The sequence below is a fragment of the Agromyces capsici genome, assembly GCF_058349965.1.
Genome location: NZ_JBYRET010000002.1, coordinates 568,256 through 586,077, shown reverse-complemented (window position 1 = coordinate 586,077; position 17,822 = coordinate 568,256). Strand labels below are relative to the sequence as shown.

Annotated in this window: 17 protein-coding genes and 4 tRNA genes; 7 read left to right on the top strand and 14 right to left on the bottom strand. The window is 71.2% G+C overall.

Translation table 11 applies throughout. The annotated features are described in order from the left end of the window. Window positions 1-36: 36 nt before the first annotated feature. From AC3RKB_RS16510 to pdxS, 4 genes are all read right to left on the bottom strand, one after another. Entirely contained in the window at window positions 37-756 is a 720-nt protein-coding gene (locus AC3RKB_RS16510) for a hemerythrin domain-containing protein (protein ID WP_491437329.1), read from the bottom strand. A 129-nt stretch (window positions 757-885) separates the two neighbouring features. Further along, on the bottom strand, window positions 886-1,416 hold the full coding sequence (locus AC3RKB_RS16505; protein ID WP_491437328.1) for a DUF1697 domain-containing protein: 531 nt from the start codon (window positions 1,414-1,416) through the stop codon (window positions 886-888). Window positions 1,417-1,523: 107 nt separating this feature from the next. Further along, window positions 1,524-2,162 (bottom strand): pyridoxal 5'-phosphate synthase glutaminase subunit PdxT, encoded by a 639-nt coding sequence (gene pdxT, locus AC3RKB_RS16500; RefSeq protein WP_491437327.1) that lies wholly within the window; start codon window positions 2,160-2,162, stop codon window positions 1,524-1,526. After that, on the bottom strand, window positions 2,156-3,046 hold the full coding sequence (pdxS, locus tag AC3RKB_RS16495; protein WP_491437326.1) for a pyridoxal 5'-phosphate synthase lyase subunit PdxS: 891 nt from the start codon (window positions 3,044-3,046) through the stop codon (window positions 2,156-2,158). The genes pdxT and pdxS overlap by 7 nt, the downstream gene beginning before the upstream one ends. 109 nt (window positions 3,047-3,155) lie before the next feature. On the opposite strand from pdxS, the gene AC3RKB_RS16490 reads away from it, so the two are divergent. After that, on the top strand, window positions 3,156-4,508 hold the full coding sequence (locus tag AC3RKB_RS16490; protein ID WP_491437325.1) for an aminotransferase class I/II-fold pyridoxal phosphate-dependent enzyme: 1,353 nt from the start codon (window positions 3,156-3,158) through the stop codon (window positions 4,506-4,508). 7 nt (window positions 4,509-4,515) lie between these two features. Then, window positions 4,516-5,367, top strand: a complete 852-nt coding sequence (pdxY, locus tag AC3RKB_RS16485; RefSeq protein ID WP_491437324.1) for a pyridoxal kinase PdxY — start codon at window positions 4,516-4,518, stop codon at window positions 5,365-5,367. A 23-nt stretch (window positions 5,368-5,390) separates the two neighbouring features. Here the strand turns inward: pdxY and AC3RKB_RS16480 are convergent, their stop codons facing one another. From AC3RKB_RS16480 to AC3RKB_RS16455, 6 genes are all read right to left on the bottom strand, one after another. Then, the gene (locus tag AC3RKB_RS16480; protein WP_491437323.1) at window positions 5,391-5,954 is read right to left on the bottom strand and encodes an HIT family protein; all 564 of its coding nucleotides are present in this window, start codon (window positions 5,952-5,954) and stop codon (window positions 5,391-5,393) included. Next, entirely contained in the window at window positions 5,951-7,849 is a 1,899-nt protein-coding gene (thrS, locus tag AC3RKB_RS16475; RefSeq protein ID WP_491437871.1) for a threonine--tRNA ligase, read from the bottom strand. The genes AC3RKB_RS16480 and thrS overlap by 4 nt, the downstream gene beginning before the upstream one ends. Window positions 7,850-8,064: 215 nt before the next feature. After that, complete coding sequence (locus tag AC3RKB_RS16470) at window positions 8,065-8,997, bottom strand: metallophosphoesterase (RefSeq protein WP_491437322.1); 933 nt, start codon at window positions 8,995-8,997, stop codon at window positions 8,065-8,067. A 272-nt stretch (window positions 8,998-9,269) separates the two neighbouring features. After that, a tRNA-Val gene (locus AC3RKB_RS16465) sits at window positions 9,270-9,344 on the bottom strand. A 30-nt stretch (window positions 9,345-9,374) separates the two neighbouring features. Next, window positions 9,375-9,445: transfer RNA gene (locus AC3RKB_RS16460), tRNA-Cys, on the bottom strand. Between the two features lie 53 nt (window positions 9,446-9,498). Continuing rightward, window positions 9,499-9,571, bottom strand: a tRNA-Gly gene (locus AC3RKB_RS16455). 283 nt (window positions 9,572-9,854) lie between these two features. Here AC3RKB_RS16455 and AC3RKB_RS16450 point away from each other — a divergent pair. Beyond that, window positions 9,855-9,927, top strand: a tRNA-Val gene (locus AC3RKB_RS16450). Between the two features lie 107 nt (window positions 9,928-10,034). On the opposite strand, the gene AC3RKB_RS16445 is transcribed toward AC3RKB_RS16450, so the two are convergent. From AC3RKB_RS16445 to zapE, 3 genes are all read right to left on the bottom strand, one after another. Further along, on the bottom strand, window positions 10,035-10,583 hold the full coding sequence (locus tag AC3RKB_RS16445) for a type II toxin-antitoxin system PemK/MazF family toxin (protein WP_491437321.1): 549 nt from the start codon (window positions 10,581-10,583) through the stop codon (window positions 10,035-10,037). A 42-nt stretch (window positions 10,584-10,625) separates the two neighbouring features. Then, complete coding sequence (locus AC3RKB_RS16440; RefSeq protein WP_491437320.1) at window positions 10,626-11,888, bottom strand: ammonium transporter; 1,263 nt, start codon at window positions 11,886-11,888, stop codon at window positions 10,626-10,628. 188 nt (window positions 11,889-12,076) lie between these two features. Then, complete coding sequence (gene zapE, locus AC3RKB_RS16435; protein WP_491437319.1) at window positions 12,077-13,132, bottom strand: cell division protein ZapE; 1,056 nt, start codon at window positions 13,130-13,132, stop codon at window positions 12,077-12,079. Between the two features lie 144 nt (window positions 13,133-13,276). Here zapE and AC3RKB_RS16430 point away from each other — a divergent pair, with 144 nt between their 5' ends. Both AC3RKB_RS16430 and AC3RKB_RS16425 read left to right on the top strand, forming a co-directional pair. After that, on the top strand, window positions 13,277-14,176 hold the full coding sequence (locus AC3RKB_RS16430; RefSeq protein WP_491437318.1) for a sulfurtransferase: 900 nt from the start codon (window positions 13,277-13,279) through the stop codon (window positions 14,174-14,176). A gap of 28 nt (window positions 14,177-14,204) precedes the next feature. Then, window positions 14,205-14,645 carry a SufE family protein gene (locus AC3RKB_RS16425; protein WP_491437317.1) on the top strand — a complete coding sequence of 147 codons (441 nt, stop codon included), beginning with the start codon at window positions 14,205-14,207 and terminating at the stop codon, window positions 14,643-14,645. Window positions 14,646-14,696: 51 nt separating this feature from the next. On the opposite strand, the gene AC3RKB_RS16420 is transcribed toward AC3RKB_RS16425, so the two are convergent. Next, a complete protein-coding gene (locus tag AC3RKB_RS16420) occupies window positions 14,697-15,878 on the bottom strand; it encodes an alpha/beta hydrolase family protein (protein WP_491437316.1) in 1,182 nt (393 codons plus the stop codon). 88 nt (window positions 15,879-15,966) lie between these two features. On the opposite strand from AC3RKB_RS16420, the gene AC3RKB_RS16415 reads away from it, so the two are divergent. Together AC3RKB_RS16415 and AC3RKB_RS16410 are read left to right on the top strand one after the other, a co-directional pair. After that, entirely contained in the window at window positions 15,967-16,557 is a 591-nt protein-coding gene (locus AC3RKB_RS16415; RefSeq protein ID WP_491437315.1) for a DUF3000 domain-containing protein, read from the top strand. Next, entirely contained in the window at window positions 16,550-17,746 is a 1,197-nt protein-coding gene (locus tag AC3RKB_RS16410) for an HRDC domain-containing protein (protein WP_491437314.1), read from the top strand. Before AC3RKB_RS16415 ends, AC3RKB_RS16410 begins: the two co-directional genes overlap by 8 nt. Window positions 17,747-17,822 lie beyond the last annotated feature (76 nt).

The window sequence follows — 17,822 nt, the reverse complement described above, 5'->3', positions numbered from 1 at the left end:
CGACGGATGCCGCGGCGCGGGCGCCGTCCGTCGTCGTCACGCGAACGCGGCCGACGTCGGCTCCGGGAAGAGCCGCTGCAGTGCCCGTTCGTACTGCTTTCGTCCGACGATCCGGTAGGCGGCGCGGATGGGTGCCGGCAGTTGCGTCGCGAACCACTCGTCCCGCTCCGACGGGGGCACGCTGTCGATCATGAGGCCGAGCAGCACGAAGATCGGGAGGGGCGGCTTGTGGCGCTGGGCGTGGCGATGGATGTCGTCCCACTCCGCGTCGGAGAGGATCGCGTCGAGGACCGGGAATGCGTCGCGCTCCTCGTCGGCGAGGTGCTCGACGAGCAGGCGGTCGACCTCGTCGAGCTCCGCCGCGAGGCGAGCCGCGCTCGCGCCGTCCGGCCGACGCACCCACCGGTCGACGAGCCCGTCGACGAGGTCCAGCCTGTCGGACACCGCGCCGTGCTGTCGCCGCATGAGTGCGACGTGCAGCCCGCACGCGGGCGCGCGCTCGGTCATGCGGTCCCAGAAGTACTCGTCCTCGGTGCGGTGGTGCACGTGCAGCAGTGCGGTGATCCCGTGCACGTGCTTTGCGACGTACTTCACCCGCGCGGTGTCGCCCGGGTCGACGTCGCGCACGAGCCCGGGCGCATCGGCGAACAGCCGCCGGAAGAGGCGATGGATCGTGACGACCTCGTCGCTGCGGCAGGTCGTGGCGGGGGCGGCGGCGGGATCCGGCGCGCCCGTGCTGGGAAGTCGAGTGGTCATGCGGGCAACGCAAGCGGATGGCTCGCTTCGCCGCGCCGGGGCAGGCCCCGGATCATTCCCGGGCGATCCCCCGCATCCGACCCGGGGTGGACCCTGAGACCGGCCGCGGCGGATGTCGCGAGCGCGCGCCTACTTCAGCAGCTTCTCGAGCGTTCGCAGGTTGCGGTTCGTCGTGGTGGGCTTGAACCTCGGCTTCGCGAGGAGCTTCGCGAACGGCGTGTCGACCGTGGTTCCCTTCACCGGATTCCAGTAGACGACGCCGTCGCCGCGCGCGACGGGATCGACCGCCGGATCCAGGTCGGATGCGGCCTCGGCGAGCTCGTCGAGCGCCGACGCGTCGGAACCGAACACCGCGTAGGGCTGACGCTTCGGGTCGGCGGCGTCGAACGGGAAGGCGTCGACGACCGCGCGGACGTGCTCGGGGGTGGTGAGCACGATCCACGCGTCGTATCCGAAGGCGTCGGCGAGCGCCCGCTCGATGCGTCGCTTCACGGCGGCGACTCCGGCGCCCTTGCCGGCGTCGAACACGACGTTGCCGCTCGCGAGCACCGTGCGCACCTCGGTGAAGCCGAGGTCGCGGAACACCTCGGCGAGCGGGGCGGACTTCACGGTGACGCCCCCGACGTTCACTCCGCGGAGCAGCGCGATGTACCTGGTCACCCCGTCGACGCTACTCGCGGCCATCACGATGCGGAATCACGGGATCGGCGGCACGGGCCGCCCCTCGTGCACGACCCACTGCGTCGGCGTCGATGGCCGCGACCGACTCAGACCGCCGCCCGCGCGCGCACCTTCGAGAGGAAGTACTCGTGGAAGCGCCGGTCGCCCTGGATCTCGGGGTGGAAGCTCGTGCCGATGAGGCTGCCCTGCTCGACGGCGACCACGCGACCATCCGCCAGCGCGGCGAGCGGCGTGGCCCGCTCCCCGACCGACTCGACGACTGGTCCGCGGATGAACACGGCGTGCACCGGCGGGTCGCCGAGCACGGGCACGTCGAGGTCGGTCTCGAACGACTGGTTCTGCGACCCGAACGCGTTGCGGCGCACGACCACGTCGAGCCCGCCGAGGTTCTGCTGCCCCGCGATCGTGTCGAGCAGGGTGTCGGCGATCATGATGAGGCCGGCGCAGGTGCCGTACACCGGCATGCCCTCGGCGATGCGCCGCTTCAGCGGCTCGGCGACGCCGAACGCGCGAGAGAGCTTGTCCATCACGGTCGACTCGCCGCCGGGGATGACGAGTCCCTCGATGCCCCCGACGTCCTCGGGGCGGCGGACGAGCACGACCCTCGCGCCGAGCTCGCCCAGCACGCGCGCGTGCTCGCGGAAGTCGCCCTGCAGGGCGAGGACGCCGACGGTCGGCCCAGTGGCATCCGGCGCCCCGAGGGACTCGTCGCGGAGACTCACCATCCGCGCTCGGCGAGGCGGTGCGGCGCCGCCAGGTCGGCGACGTTGATGCCGACCATCGCCTCGCCCAGGCCGCGGGAGACCTCGGCGATGACCTTCGGGTCGTCGTAGAACGTCGTCGCCTTGACGATCGCGGCGGCGCGCTGCTCGGGGTTGCCCGACTTGAAGATGCCCGAGCCGACGAAGACGCCGTCGGCGCCGAGCTGCATCATCATGGCGGCATCGGCCGGGGTGGCCACGCCGCCCGCGGTGAAGAGCACGACGGGCAGCTTGCCGGTCTCGGCGACCTCGAGCACGAGGTCGTACGGCGCCTGCAGCTCCTTGGCGGCGACGTAGACCTCGTCGCGCGTCATCGACTTGAGCTGGTTGATCTCGGAGGTGATCTTGCGGATGTGCTTGGTCGCCTCGGAGACGTCGCCCGTGCCGGCCTCGCCCTTGGAGCGGATCATCGCCGCGCCCTCGTTGATTCGGCGGAGCGCCTCGCCGAGGTTGGTCGCGCCGCACACGAAGGGCGTGTCGAAGCCCCACTTGTCGATGTGGTTGACGTAGTCGGCCGGCGAGAGCACCTCGGACTCGTCGATGTAGTCGACGTCGAGCGCCTGCAGCACCTGCGCCTCGACGAAGTGGCCGATGCGGGCCTTGGCCATGACCGGGATGGAGACCTCGGCGATGATCGCCTCGATGAGGTCGGGGTCGCTCATGCGGGCGACGCCGCCCTGGGCCCGGATGTCGGCGGGCACGCGCTCGAGCGCCATGACGGCGACAGCGCCGGCATCTTCGGCGATGCGCGCCTGCTCGGGCGTGACGACGTCCATGATGACGCCGCCCTTCAGCATCTCGGCGAGGCCGCGCTTCACACGGCTGGAGCCGGTCTGGGCAGTGCTCATCGGGGGTTCCCTTCGACGGATGGCGCGACTCGCGCAAATTCACGGACAAGGTGCTTGCTTGGCCTAGGCCAAAAGATAGCATGGGCGCAGCCCTACCTACGGAGCGCGCATGGAACATGACGTGACACTCGAGATCGCCGGCCGATCCGCCGCGGACATCGCCGCGAGCGTTCGCGCCCTCATCGAGCGCGGCGCGTTGCGCCCGGGCGATGCGCTGCCGCCGGTCCGCAACCTCGCGGACGACCTCGGCGTGAACCGCAACACCGCCGTCGCGGCGTACCGCCAGCTCACGCTCGCGGGCGTCGTCGTCACCCGCGGCCGGGCCGGCACGCGCGTCGCCGATCGGATGGCCGTGGCGCAGGAGGGGTTCGCCGCCGACAGCGTGCTCCGCGACGTCGCCACCGGCAACCCCGACCCCGACCTCATCCCCGACCCGTCGCGCGCGCTCGCCGCGATGGCGGGCCGGCCGGTCCTCTACGGCGAGCCGGTCATCGATCCCGACCTCGAGCGCTGGGCGCACGAGTGGATCCGCGCGGACGTCGCGCCCGCGGACGTCAGGCTCACCATCACGAGCGGTGCGGCCGACGCGGTCGAGCGGCTCCTCGCACAGGCGCTCGTCCGCGACGACGCGGTCGCGCTCGAGGATCCGTGCTTCCTCACGAGCATCCACACCGTCCGCGTGGGCGGTTATCGCGCGGTCCCGGTCCCGGTCGACGACGAGGGCATGACGGTGGACGGCCTGCGCTCGGCGCTCGATCAGGGCGTGCGCGCGGTGGTGTGCACGCCCAGGGCCCAGAACCCGACGGGCGCGAGCCTCTCCGAACGACGCGCCGCGGAGCTGCGCGAGGTGCTCCGGGCGCACCCGTACGTCCTCGTCATCGAGGACGACCACTTCTCGATGCTCTCGCGCCGCCCCTTCCGCTCCCTGATCGGCCACGACCACCGTCGCTGGGCGCTCGTGCGCTCGGTGTCGAAGTTCCTCGGCCCCGACATGTGCCTCGCGGTCACGGCATCCGACCCCGACACGGCGGAGCGGCTCGCGACGCGGCTGACCCCCGGCACGACCTGGGTGAGCCACCTCCTGCAGCGCCTCACGCTCGCCCTCGTCACCGATCCGGCGGTCGCCGCGGCCATCGCGGAGGCGGGCGCGCACTACGCCGCCCGCAACGACGCGTTCGCTGCACGGCTCACCGCGCTCGGCGTGCCCGCCGAGGCCGGCGACGGGCTCAACCTGTGGGTGGCCCTGCCGGTGCCGGCGCGCGACGTGTCGGAGCAGTTGATGCGCCGCGGCTGGCTCGTGCGCACGGGCGACGAGTTCGTGCTCGCCGACGCGCCCGCGTCGCGCCGGCTGCGGCTCACGGTGCACGACCTCGGCGACGCCGACGCCGACCGGCTCGCCGCAGACGTGGCCGCCGCCGTGCGCGCGGCGGGCGGACGGCTCGTCCCGACCGGGATGGAATGATCGAGGGGTGAAGGTCCTCTCGATCCAGTCCGCGGTCGCCTACGGCCACGTCGGCAACTCCGCGGCCGTCTTCCCCCTCCAGCGCATCGGCGTCGAGGTCATGCCCGTCTATACGGTCAACTTCTCGAACCACACCGGCTACGGAGCGTGGCGCGGCCCGTTGATCAGCCCCGACGACGTGCGGGCGGTCATCGACGGCATCGAGGATCGCGGCGTGTTCCCCGAGATCGACGTCATCCTCTCGGGCTACCAGGGCTCCGAGGGCATCGCCGACGTGATCCTCGACGCGGTCGCCCGGATCAAGGCGGCGAATCCCGACGCCGTCTACTCGTGCGATCCGGTGATGGGCAATGCGAAGAGCGGATGCTTCGTCGCGCCGGCGATCCCCGTGCTGCTGCGCGACCGCGTGGTGCCCGCCGCCGACCTCATCACGCCGAACCAGTTCGAGCTCGGCTACCTCACCGGGACCGAGCCGGGCTCGCTCGAGTCGACGCTCGAGTCGGTCGACCTGGCGCGGGCGACCGGGCCTCGCACCGTGCTCGTCACGAGCGTCGAGCGACCCGACCGCGAGCAGGGCACGATCGAGATGGCGGCCGTCGACGACCGGGGCGCGTGGATCGTGCAGACCCCGCAGCTTCCGATGAAGGCCAACGGTTCCGGGGATGTCACGGCCGCGCTCTTCACCGCGCACTACCGCCGCTCCGGCGACGCGGCCGACGCGCTGGCGCGCACCGCATCGAGCGTGTTCGACCTGCTCGCGAACACCCACGAATCGGGTGAGCGCGAACTGCAGCTCGTCGAATCGCAGGAGGCGTACGCGCACCCGCGCCTGCAGTTCGAGGTCCGGCAGGTTCGCTGACCGACTCCGCCGTCGCCGGGTCGCTAGCTCGGCCAGGCCTCGGCGATCTCCTCGCGCACCTCGCCGAGCAGGCGCGGGATCGCCTTGGTCCCGGCCACGATCGGGAAGAAGTTCGAGTCGAGCGCCCAGCGCGGCACGATGTGCTGGTGCAGGTGCTCGGCGATGCCGGCCCCGGCGATGCGGCCCTGGTTCATGCCGAGGTTGAAGCCGTCGCACCTCGACACCTGCGTGACCGTGCGCATCGCGATCTGCGTGAGCTCGCCGATCTCGGCGACCTCGGCCGGAGTGGCCTGGTCGTAGGTCGCGATGTGCCGGTACGGGCACACGAGCAGGTGGCCGCTGTTGTACGGGAACAGGTTCAGCAGCACGAACGCGTGCTCGCCGCGGGCCACGATGAGCGACTGCTCATCGCTGAGCTGCGGCGCCCGGCAGAACGGGCACGTGTGCTCGTCGGGCTGCTCGCCCTGCTGGATGTAGACCAGCCGGTGCGGGGTCCACAGCCGCTGGAACGCGTCGGGGACCCCGGCCAGCTCGCTCGAGACATCCGTCGGGACGCCGTCGAACTCGCCGTGCTCGTAGGAGTTCATGCGAACAGGTCGTCCCTCGTGGTCACCTGACGACGGTCGGCGATCGCCTCGAGGATGCGTCGCTCGGCCTCGGCGATCGGCACGCCGTTCTCCTGGCTGCCGTCGCGGAAGCGGAAGCTGACGGTCTCGGCCGTGCGGTCGTTCTCGCCCGCGATGAGCAGGATCGGCACCTTCTGGGTCGTGTGCGTGCGGATCTTCTTCTGCATGCGGTCGTCGCTCGTGTCGAGCTCGGTGCGCACGCCCGAGCCCTTCAGCTGCGTGAGGATGCCGCCGAGGTACGGCGCGTACTCGTCGGCGACGGGGATGCCGACGACCTGCACTGGAGCGAGCCAGACGGGGAACGCACCGGCGTAGTGCTCGGTGAGCACGCCGAAGAACCGCTCGATCGAGCCGAACTTCGCCGAGTGGATCATGACGGGCTGCTGGTGCGAGCCGTCGGCCGCGGTGTACTGGAGGCCGAAGCCCTCGGGCTGGTTGAAGTCGTACTGGATGGTCGACATCTGCCAGGTGCGGCCGATCGCGTCGCGCGCCTGCACCGAGATCTTCGGGCCGTAGAAGGCGGCCCCGCCCGGGTCGGGCACGAGCTCGAGTCCCGATCGCTCGGCGACGTCGCGCAGCACGTTCGTGGCGATCTCCCACTGCTCGTCGGAGCCCTTGAACTTGTCGGAGGCGTCGTCGCGGGTGGAGAGCTCGAGGTAGAAGTCGTCCAGCCCGAAGTCGCGCAGGAGGCCGAGCACGAAGTTCAGCAGGTGCTCGATCTCCGCCGGTGCCTGCTCGGGCGTCACGTAGCTGTGCGAGTCGTCCTGGGTGAGGCCCCGCACGCGCGTGAGGCCCTGCACGACGCCCGACTTCTCGTACCGGTAGACCGTGCCGAACTCGAAGAAGCGCAGGGGCAGCTCACGGTACGAACGGCCCCGCGAGCGGTAGATGAGGTTCTGCATCGGGCAGTTCATCGCCTTGAGGTAGTACTCGCTGTTCTCGAACTCCATCGGCGGGAACATCGTGTCCTTGTAGTACGGCAGGTGGCCCGACAGCTCGAAGACGTGCGACTTCGTGATGTGCGGGGTCGAGACGTACTGGAAGCCCTCCTCGATGTGGCGCCGGCGGACGTAGTCCTCCATCTCGCGCTTGATGACGCCGCCCTTCGGGTGGAAGACGGGCAGGCCCGATCCGATCTCGTCGGGGAAGCTGAAGAGGTCGAGCTCGGCGCCGAGCTTGCGGTGGTCGCGGCGCGCGGCCTCCTCGAGGCGGTGCTGGTAGGCGCGCAGCTCATCCTTCGACGGCCATGCGGTCCCGTAGATGCGCTGCAGCTGCGGGTTCTTCTCCGACCCGCGCCAGTAGGCGGCCGCGACGCGCATGAGCGCCCAGCCGTTGCCGATCATGCGCGTGCTCGGCAGGTGCGGCCCGCGGCAGAGGTCCTTCCAGGCGACCTCGCCCGTCTTGGGGTCGACATTGTCGTAGATCGTCAGCTCGCCGCCGCCGACCTCGACGCTCTCATTGTCGTCGCCGGATGCCGCGGCGCCCTTCAGCCCGATGAGCTCGAGCTTGTACGGCTCGCCGGCGAGCTCGGCGCGTGCCTCGTCATCGGAGACCGCGCGACGCACGAAGCGCTGCCCGGCGCGGATGATGCGGGCCATCTCCTTGTCGAGCGCCTTCAGGTCTTCCGGCGTGAACGGCTCGGCCACGTCGAAGTCGTAGTAGAAGCCGTCGGTCACGGGCGGACCGATGCCGAGCTTCGCCTCGGGGTTGACGTTCTGGACGGCCTGGGCGAGCACGTGCGCGGTCGAGTGGCGGAGGATCGCCAGCCCGTCGGGCGAGTCGATCGTGACGGGCTCGACGGTGTCGGCACCCGTCACCGTCGTGGCGAGGTCCTTCAGCTCGCCGTTGACGCGCATCGCGACAACGGACCGGTCGGTGAAGAGCTCGAAGCCGTCGGCCAAGTGGATCCACTCCCTGCAGTGTGAGACGCAACCCCTCAACTGTAGTCGGGCGTCAGAGCGCGAACGCCAAGGTCGAGGTGCCGGGCAATTCCCCATGCGTGCCGGAGATCATCTGCGGGTTCGGCGGCAACCCGTGACGCGGCGCTGACGACGACGCGGTACTCCGCCGATCAGCCCGGGGCCTCGCCGGAGATCCGGAACCGATCGGTGAAGGCGCCGACCGCCGGGACGAACTCGGCCTCGAGGGCCGATTCCGAGACCTGCACCCGCAGGTTGCCCCACGACGGCTCGGCGTTCGCGCCCGACCAGGCCACGAACCAGCCCGCCTCGGAATCGTCGCGGTGGACGTCACGCAGGGCGGTGCCTCCCGTTCCGACCGTGATGAAGACCGTGCCGGCGTCCCGCTCGAGTTCGTCGCCGTCCTCGACGACGCAGGCGCCGGTGATCTCGTCAGGGGCGATCGAGGCGCATCGATCGCCGAAGCCGAGCTGGGCCGATCGCTGGTAGAGGTGCTCGTGGCCGCCGATCACCAGGTCGGCCCCGGATGACACGAGAAGGTCGACGATCTCAGGCCCCGGATCGCACGCATACTCCCCCATCGAGAGGCACGGCTTGTGCATCCCGACGATGGTCCACGGGATGCCCGAGGCCGTGGCGTCCTCGATCGCCTCGCGCGCCCAGTCGGAACGCGGCGTGCCGTCGGCGTACGACCAGGTGCCGTCGGGATAGGTGATCCCGGGCGAGATCATCACGAATCGGGCGAGCGGATCCGCGGCCGGCACGTCGACGTAGTACTGCTTCGCGTACTCGCCGACGAGCCCGTCGAGCCGGTCGGGGAGGCACGCGGCGAACGCGTCGATGTCGCCGTCGAGCCCGTCCGACTCGTGATTGCCCGACAGGAGCTGGAAGGGGAAGTCCGTGCCGACCTGCTCGGTCACGAACTCGCACCAGTCCTGTTCCTCACCGGGATCGCCGTAGGAGAGGTCGCCGAGCGCGAAGTGGACGTCGGAATCGAGCTCGCGGATCTGCCCGAGCGTGGCCTCGGCCTCAGCCGTCGTTCCGATGTCGCCGGACGCCGTGACCACGACGCTCCGTGCGGGCACTGGGGCTCCATCCGCGGGTCGAGCGTCCCGGATCGCCGGACCGACGCATGCGGTGAGCAGCAGGAGGCCGCCGACGCCGAGCGCCGATGTCACGAACCGCCGTCGTCGCATCGCCTCCCCGTTCCCTCCGACACGCACGCGTCCGTGGGGGTCGCGGGACACGTGACGTGCTCAGACACGCAGGGTACCGCGCACAGGGGTGCCCGGCGCCGTGTGTCTTCGACCCGGCGGCCGGAACGACGAAACGCCCCGGCGAACCGGGGCGTTGCATGTGGTGGGCGATACTGGGATCGAACCAGTGACCTCTTCCGTGTCAGGGAAGCGCGCTACCGCTGCGCCAATCGCCCGTGTGAGTGAGCTGCGAGGGGCTCGTCTCGAGGTGGATACGGGATTCGAACCCGTGTATACGGCTTTGCAGGCCGCTGCCTCGCCTCTCGGCCAATCCACCGTGTGCTGGGTTCACCACCAAAGAACAGGACCGGCTTGCGCCGGCCTGATCAGAGCGGATGACGAGACTCGAACTCGCGACCCTCACCTTGGCAAGGTGATGCGCTACCAACTGCGCCACATCCGCGTTGTCGCTGTTTCGGCGACAGAGAGACTCTAACGGATGACGTGAACGAAAGACAAACCGAGCGGGCCACGTGGCACGTTCGGGCCGATCAACCGAGCAATCCGTCTGCGCATCCCGGGCGTGTCGACCTTACCGACCGTGTCTGCGGCGCTCCGCGAATAGCCGGTCGCGTCGGTTCCCTGCGACCGACGCGCCCGGTCCGCCGTCGATGTGCGCGAGGGGTGCCGGGTGGGTTAGTATCGACTTCGCGGCCGGGGCGTGCCCCGGATCCGCGAGACACCTCGGGCGATTGGCGCAGCTGGTAGCGCGCTTCCTTCACACGGAAGAGGTCGTCGGTTCGAGCCCGGCATCGCCCACGACAACAGCCCCGGTCCGCCGGGGCTGTTCTCGTTCCGGGACAGACCTGTCGGCAACCAAGATCCGTGGCCCCGGCTCGCACCCGCCGCCAGTCGCGCTGCGCCGATCAGCCGCCCGAGCCCCAGCCGTAGCGTGCGCCGAGCGCGTCGACGAGCCGGGCGTACCGTTCGCGGTCGAGCGAGGCCGCCTCGCGCCGCATGCCGTCGGCGTGCACGCGGAAGACCCGATCGAGGCGAGTCCAGCTCGGCCGCCCCTGCGGATCCCACGGTCCGGCGCCGAGCGGGATCGCATCGCGGTCGTGGTCCCGCGGCGTGCTGGTCAGCTGCACGGCGAGGAAATCCCCCGGCGCGCCGGCCGCGACCACGACGACCGGCCGGTCCTTGCCACGCCCGTCGTTCTCCTCGTACGGAACCCACGTCCAGACGATCTCGCCGGGGTCGGGCTCGCCGTCGCGATCGGGCGTGTAGGAGAAGCGCACGTGACGGATGGCGGAGGGGTCGAGCTCGGTGGTCGCCGCAGGCCCCGACCGGCCCGGCCACGACTCGTCGGCCTCCGTGCCGCGCTGCGGCGCGACATCCGCCGGCCCCCGGCCCGTTCCGGTGAGCGAGCGGATGACACGCCCGAGGGCGGTGAGGAAGCGGCTGGTGTCTGGCACACCCGCACACTACCCTCACCGCCCTCGCGGTGATCCGTGGGATCAGACGGTCTCGAGCTTGTAGCCCTCCTCGCCGTGCACGACCGTGTCGATGCCGGCGACCTCGTCCTCGTTCTTCACGCGGAAGCCGATCGTCTTCTGGATCGCGAAGCCGATGATCCAGGCGAGCGTGAACGAGTAGAGCAGGACCGCGAAGGCCGCGATGGCCTGGACGAGCAGCTGGGTGCCGTCGCCGCCCATGAAGAGGCCGGTGCCGTTGGCGAAGAAGCCGATGTAGAGCGTGCCGATGAGGCCGCCGACGAGGTGGATGCCCACCACGTCGAGCGAGTCGTCGAAGCCCCACTTGAACTTCAGGTCGATGGCGAGGGCGCAGACCGCGCCGGCGATGACGCCGAGCAGGATGGCCCAGACCGGGTCGAGCGAGGCACAGGCCGGGGTGATCGCGACGAGACCGGCGACGGCACCCGAGGCGGCACCGACCGAGGTCGGCTTGCCGTCGCGGATCTTCTCGACCACGAGCCAGGCGAGGAGCGCGGCGGCCGGAGCGGCGATCGTGTTCACGAACGCGAGGGCGGCGACGCCGTCGGCGGCGAGCTCGGAGCCCGCGTTGAAGCCGAACCAGCCGAACCACAGGAGGCCCGCGCCGAGGAGCACGAAGGGCGGGTTGTGGGGCACGTGCGCGCCCTTCGAGAAGCCGACGCGCTTGCCGAGGACCAGCGCGAGCGCGAGGGCCGCAGCACCGGCGTTGATGTGGACCGCGGTGCCGCCGGCGAAGTCGATGACGCCCAGGCCGAAGAACTCCTGCATGCCGAAGGTGGTCCAGCCGCCGTAGGCGAACGAACCGTCCTCGGCGAGGCCGAAGTTGAACACCCAGCTCGCGACCGGGAAGTAGACCACCGTCGCCCAGATGCCGGCGAAGATCATCCACGCGCCGAACTTGGCGCGGTCGGCGATGGCGCCGGAGACGAGCGCGACCGTCAGGATCGCGAAGGTCGCCTGGAAGGCCACGAACGCCAGCGGCGGGTATGCGGCGTCCTCGGGCGTCTCGAGCAGGCTGTTCAGGCCCAGGGCCGACCAGTCGATCGACCACGGCGCGACGAGGCCCTCGGCGCCGGGGAACGCGATGGCGTAGCCGTACAGGACCCACAGCACGCCGATCAGGCCGAGTGCGCCGAAGCTCATCATCATCATGCTGATCACGCTCTTGGCCTTGACGAGGCCGCCGTAGAAGAACGCGAGTCCGGGGGTCATCAGCAGGACGAGGGCTGCCGCGATCAGCAGGAACGCGGTGTTGCCTTGATCCATGTCGAACCTCTCTCAAAGAATCTGGGGGGCAGGTGCTGACCAGTTTCTTGAGCGGAGGTTTCCGAACGCGTCGCTGAATGTTTCGGGACGGTTACGGGGTGCGGCCCGGCGTAAACAACGTGTTTCACGGACCGGAGGATCGGATGTGAAGTCCTCGGCGGGAGGTCCGGAACGGCCCTCGCGGCCGATCAGTCGTGGGGCGGCAGTTCGCCCGTCGTCAACGCGATCATGCGCGACATCGAGCGGAGGTACTTCTTGCGATAGCCGCCCGAGAGCATGTCGCCGCCGAACACCGAATCGAGCGGCGTCCCGCTCGCGACGATCGGGACCTCGGCGTCGTAGACGCGGTCGATGAAGGCGACGAGCCGGAGGGCGGCGTTCTGGTCGGTGAGCTCGTGCACGCCGGTGAGGGCGATGATCTCGAGGCCCTCGATGAGCTTGATGAACTTCGACGGGTGCACGGTCGCCAGGTGCGCGATGAGCGCATCGAACGAGTCGAGCGACACGCGGTGCCCTCGGCCGGCGAGCGCGGATGCCGCGTGCTCGACGGCCGCGTCGTCGCCGTGCGCCTCGGCGTGGCCCTCGGTGTCGCGACGGCGGTAGTCCAGGCCGTCGATCCGGAGCGTCTCGAAGTTCGACGACAGCGCGTGGATCTCGCGGAGGAAGTCGGCCGCCGCGAATCGCCCCTCGCCGAGGGCGTTGGGCGGCGTGTTCGAGGTCGCCGCGACGCGCGTTCCGCCGGCCATCAGCTCGCCGAGGAACCGCGTCATGAGCATGGTGTCGCCCGGGTCGTCGAGCTCGAACTCGTCGATGCAGACCAGGCGGGCCCCGCGGAGCAGTTCGACGGCCTGCGCGTACCCCAGGGCCCCGACCAGCGCCGTGTACTCGATGAACGTGCCGAAGTACTTGGGCCCGTGCGCCACGTGCCAGAGCGCCGCGAGGAGGTGGGTCTTGCCGACGCCGAAGCCGCCGTCGAGGTAGACCCCGGGAAGTTCGATGCGGGCGGGCCGCTTGCGCGAGAAGAAGCCGCCGGGACGCTGCGCGGCCCGCCAGGCGCCCGCGAACGCGTTCAGCCGGTCGAGCGCGGCCTGCTGCGAGGGGAAGTCGGGGTCGGGCCGGTACGACTCGAACGACGCGTGCTCGAACTGCGGCGGCGGCACCAGCTCCGAGGCGATCTCCGCACCGGTGATGGAGGGGTTCCGGTCGACGAGGCGCTCGAGGGCGGATGTCGCTGCAGTGGTCATCGGCGAGGGGCTCCCGTGTTGCGCGTGGTGACGGGGCCGGTGACGGCGACCGGCGCGCCGCGTAGATTCGTGGTGGACAGGTGACCAGCCTAGCCCGCGCCCCGCACGCCCCCGCCCGCACCCGGGCCAGCCCCAGGAGGATCCATGCCCGTCGAGACCGACCCCGCCGCGAAGCTCTCCGAGTACGCGCACCCCGAGCGGCTCGTCACCACCGACTGGCTCGCCGATCGCCTCGGCGAGCCCGGCCTGGTCGTGGTCGAGTCCGATGAGGACGTCCTGCTGTACGAGACCGGCCACATCCCCGGCGCGGTGAAGGTCGACTGGCACACCGAGCTCAACGACCCGGTGGTGCGCGACTACCTGACCGGCGAGCAGTTCGCCGCGCTCGTCGGTTCGAAGGGCATCGCGCGCGACTCGACCGTCGTCATCTACGGCGACAAGAACAACTGGTGGGCGGCGTACGCCCTCTGGGTGTTCACGCTGTTCGGCCACGAGGACGTGCGCCTGCTCGACGGGGGCCGCGACAAGTGGATCGCCGAGGGCCGGCCGATCACGACCGACGCGCCCGCGGTGACGTCGGTCGACTACCCCGTCGTCGAGCGCGACGACACGACGGTCCGTGCGTTCAAGGAGGACGTGCTCGCGCACCTCGGCAAGCCCCTCATCGACGTGCGCTCACCCGAGGAGTACACCGGCGAGCGCACGCACATGCCCGCCTACCCCGACGAGGGCGCCCTGCGCGGCGGGCACATCCCGACCGCGGCATCCGTGCCCTGGGCCCGGGCCGCCGCCGAGGACGGCACGTTCCGGAGCCGGTCCGAGCTCGAGGCCATCTACCGCGACGAGGTCGGCCTTCGCGAGGGCGACGAGGTCATCGCCTACTGCCGCATCGGCGAGCGCTCGAGCCACACGTGGTTCGTGCTGACGCACCTGCTCGGCTTCGAGCACGTGCGCAACTACGACGGGTCGTGGACGGAGTGGGGCAGCGCGGTGCGCGTGCCCATCGTCACGGGCACCGAGCGCGGGGAGCTTCCCGGCCGCTGATCGGGCGCCGGATGGGAGAATGGTCGTGATGGACGCCACGACCCTGCCCGCCGCACTCGCCGAGACGCGCGAGGACTTCCTCGCGCTCGGACTGAAGGACCGGCTGACGCTGCTGCTCGACTTCTCGAACGAGCTGCCCGAGCTGCCCGAGCGCTACCGCGACCACCCCGACCTGCTCGAGCGGGTCGAGGAATGCCAGTCGCCGGTGTACATCTTCGTCGAGCTGGATGACGCGGGGCTCGTGCACATGCACGCGACGGCACCCGCCGAGGCGCCGACCACCCGCGGGTTCGCGTCGATCCTCGCGCAGGGGCTCGACGGGCTGACGCCCGACGAGGTCATGGCGATCCCGGCCGACTACCCGCAGTCGCTCGGGCTCAACGAGGCCGTCTCGCCGCTGCGCGTTCGGGGCATGTCGGGCATGCTCGCACGGGCGAAGCGACAGCTCGCGGAGCGGCTCGCCGCCTGATCGCCCGCCCGGCCGGGCCGGCCCGACCGCACGCGGCCGCCGGGGCCGGGTTCAGCGCGCGCGCAGCCAGTCCCGCAGGAGTCCCGTCCAGCGGTCGGGGTCGTGGTTCCACAGGCGCGTGTGCTTCGCCTCGTCGAACACCTCGAACTGCACGAGGTCGGCGCGCACCGTGGCGAGCCGCCGCGACCCGTCGATCGGGACGAACCCGTCGTCCTCGCTGTGCATGAGCAGGATGGGCACGTCGAGCTCGTCGGCGCGGGCCACCGCGTCGAGCGCCTCGAGGTCGATCGGCGCCGCGAGGCCCGTGAGGGTCCCGGCGACGGGTGCGCTGAGCACGCGCGCCACCGCTCCCCCGAGCTCGGCGGGCCAGCCCATCGCGCGGCCCTGGAACCGGAGGATGTCGGGCCAGTCGACCGCGGGCGACTCGAGGATCACGCCGATGAGGTGCTCGCGCACCTCATCCGAGCGGAACACGGTCTGCAGCACGATCGAGCCGCCCATCGACCAGCCCATGAGCACGATCCGGCGCGCGCCGTGCGCGACGGCGTAGCGCACGGCGGCGACCACGTCCTCCCACTCGGTGCCGCCGAGTCCGTACCGGCGGTCCTCGCTCTCGGGGGCCTCGCCGTCGTTGCGGTACGAGACGAGCAGGCTCGACCATCCGGCGTCGCGGGCCGGTTCGATCGCGCGCAGTGCCTCGTGGCGCTTCGCGCCGCGCCCGTGCACCTGGACGACCCAGTCGGTGGACGGAGCGCCAGCGGACCCGGATGCGGGGACGAACCAAGCGGGCGCCGGCCCGAGCGGCGTCTCGACGACGACGTTCTCGTACCGTTCGGCGACCTCCCACGGCCCGAGGTGGTACCACCCGCTGAGCCGGCCGCGTGCGGCGCGGTCGAGGCGGCCGAAGTCGACGGACTCGACGCGGCGTCGCACGCGATGCCCGTCGTCGCCGAGCACCTCGCCGAGCCGTGCATGGCCGGAGTCGTGCTCGAACCACAGCCCGTAGCGGCCCGGCACGCGCGTGTCGTCGTTCGAGGTGAGGAGCACCTCGCCCGCGGCGAGGTCCACGCGCTCGATCCTGAGGTCGTCCTCGCGTTGCGGCTCGGGGATCACCACGCGCCGCGCGAAGACCACCGCGGTCGCGGCCGTCGCCGCCAGGAAGGCCGCGCCGACGAGTGCGACGCCGCCGAGCACCGCGGCGACCGGTCCGACGGTGCGTTCCAGCCGTGACATCCTGCCTCCTCGAACGATCCGTGCGCCTCGCCCGGTGGTCGCGGCGCGCCGTCGCCGACCCCCGTGATCCAGACTCTAGTCTGCACTCGTGTCCGACTCGGCGACCACGCCTCCCCCCGAGTTCGCCGCGGCGCTGGAGTCGCTGCGGGCGGCGTCGCCGCGTGCCGAGCTCCGCGTGTCGGAGATCCCCGCGCCGGCGTCGCTGGCGCCGTGGGCGGTCGCGCTCGCGGCCGACGTCGCATCCGGACGGCACGCCGATGACTCCGACCTCGGCACCGGGCGGTTCGTGCTGCTGTACGACCCGTCCGAGCCCGAGTCGTGGGGCGGGCGGTTCCGCGTGGTCTGCTTCGCGCAGGCCCCCCTCGAGACCGACATCGGCACCGACCCGTTCCTGGCGGATGTCGCGTGGTCCTGGCTCGTCGACGCGCTCGACGCGCGCGGCGCGAGGTACGTCGCCGCGTCCGGCACGGTCACGAAGATCCTCTCCACCGGGTACGGCGAACTGGCGCGCCAGGGCGACGGCGCGGAGCTGGAGCTCCGCGCCTCGTGGACCCCGCTCGACGAGGTCGCGGCGCCGCATGTGGAAGGGTGGAGTGAGTTGTTGTGCATGCTGGCGGGCCTGCCTCCCTCGACCGAGGGGGTGACGGCCCTTCCGCGACGGAGGAGGAGACGTGGCTGACGAGTTCCACGTGATCGACTCCCGCGACGCGTACGACGAGGCCGTCGAGCTCATCGAGGGCGGCTCTGGGCCCGTGGCCGTCGACGCCGAGCGGGCCAGCGGGTTCCGCTACTCGCAGCGGGCATACCTGATCCAGCTCTACCGACGCGGCTCGGGCACGTTCCTGTTCGATCCGACGATGCTCGACGGGTTCACCGAGTTGCAGGACCTCATCCGCGACGAGGAGTGGGTGCTCCACGCCGCGAGCCAGGACCTCGCCTGCCTGCGCGAAGTGGGCCTCGACCCGACCCGCATCTTCGACACCGAGCTCGCGGCTCGGCTGCTCGGGATGCCGCGCGTGGGCCTCGCGTCCGTGGTCGAGGAGCTCCTCGACATCCGGCTCGCCAAGGAGCACTCGGCGGCGGACTGGTCGACCCGTCCCCTGCCGCAGTCGTGGCTGCGCTACGCCGCACTCGACGTCGAGCTGCTCGTCGACGTGCGCGACCACCTCGCGGAGCGGCTCGACGCGGCCGGCAAGGCCGGGATCGCGCAGCAGGAGTTCGACGCGACCGTGCATCGCGAGGCCAAGCCGCCGGCGGCGGAACCGTGGCGGAGGCTGAGCGGCATCCACGCCCTGCGCTCGCCGCGCAACCTCGCGGTCGCCCGATCGCTGTGGCTCGCGCGCGACGCGCTGGCCGCCGAGGCCGACACCGCACCCGGGCGGCTGATCCCGGATGCCTCGATCCTCGCCGTAGCGAAGTCGCTGCCCGAGTCCAAGCGCGCGCTCGCCGACCTCAAGGCGTTCAACGGGCGCGCGAGCCGGACCGAGCTCGAGCGCTGGTGGGCCGCCATCGAGGCGGCCCGGACGGCCGATCCGCCCGCGACGCGCGTGCCCAGCGACGCCCCGCCGCCGCCCCGCGCGTGGGCGGCGCGCAATCCCGAGGCCGACGCGCGGCTCCGGCTCGCGAAGGCCGCGGTCACCGAGGTGGCCGAGGGCCTGGAGATGCCCGTCGAGAACGTGCTCACGCCTGATCACCTGCGGCGCGTGGCGTGGCATCCGCCCGCCGAACCGACCGCGGCGACGATCGCCGACGCCCTTGCGGCGCTCGGTGCGCGACCGTGGCAGGTTGAGGCTACTGCACAGAGAATCGCCGAAGCGTTTGTGAAAGCTGCACAATCGCTCGAGGACGCCGCGCACGACGCTTCGTAGGAACCGCCAACCGATTCCCGATGCCCCGACGGCCTTCCTAGGATCGGCTCATTCCTCATTCGAAAGGGAGCTGCAG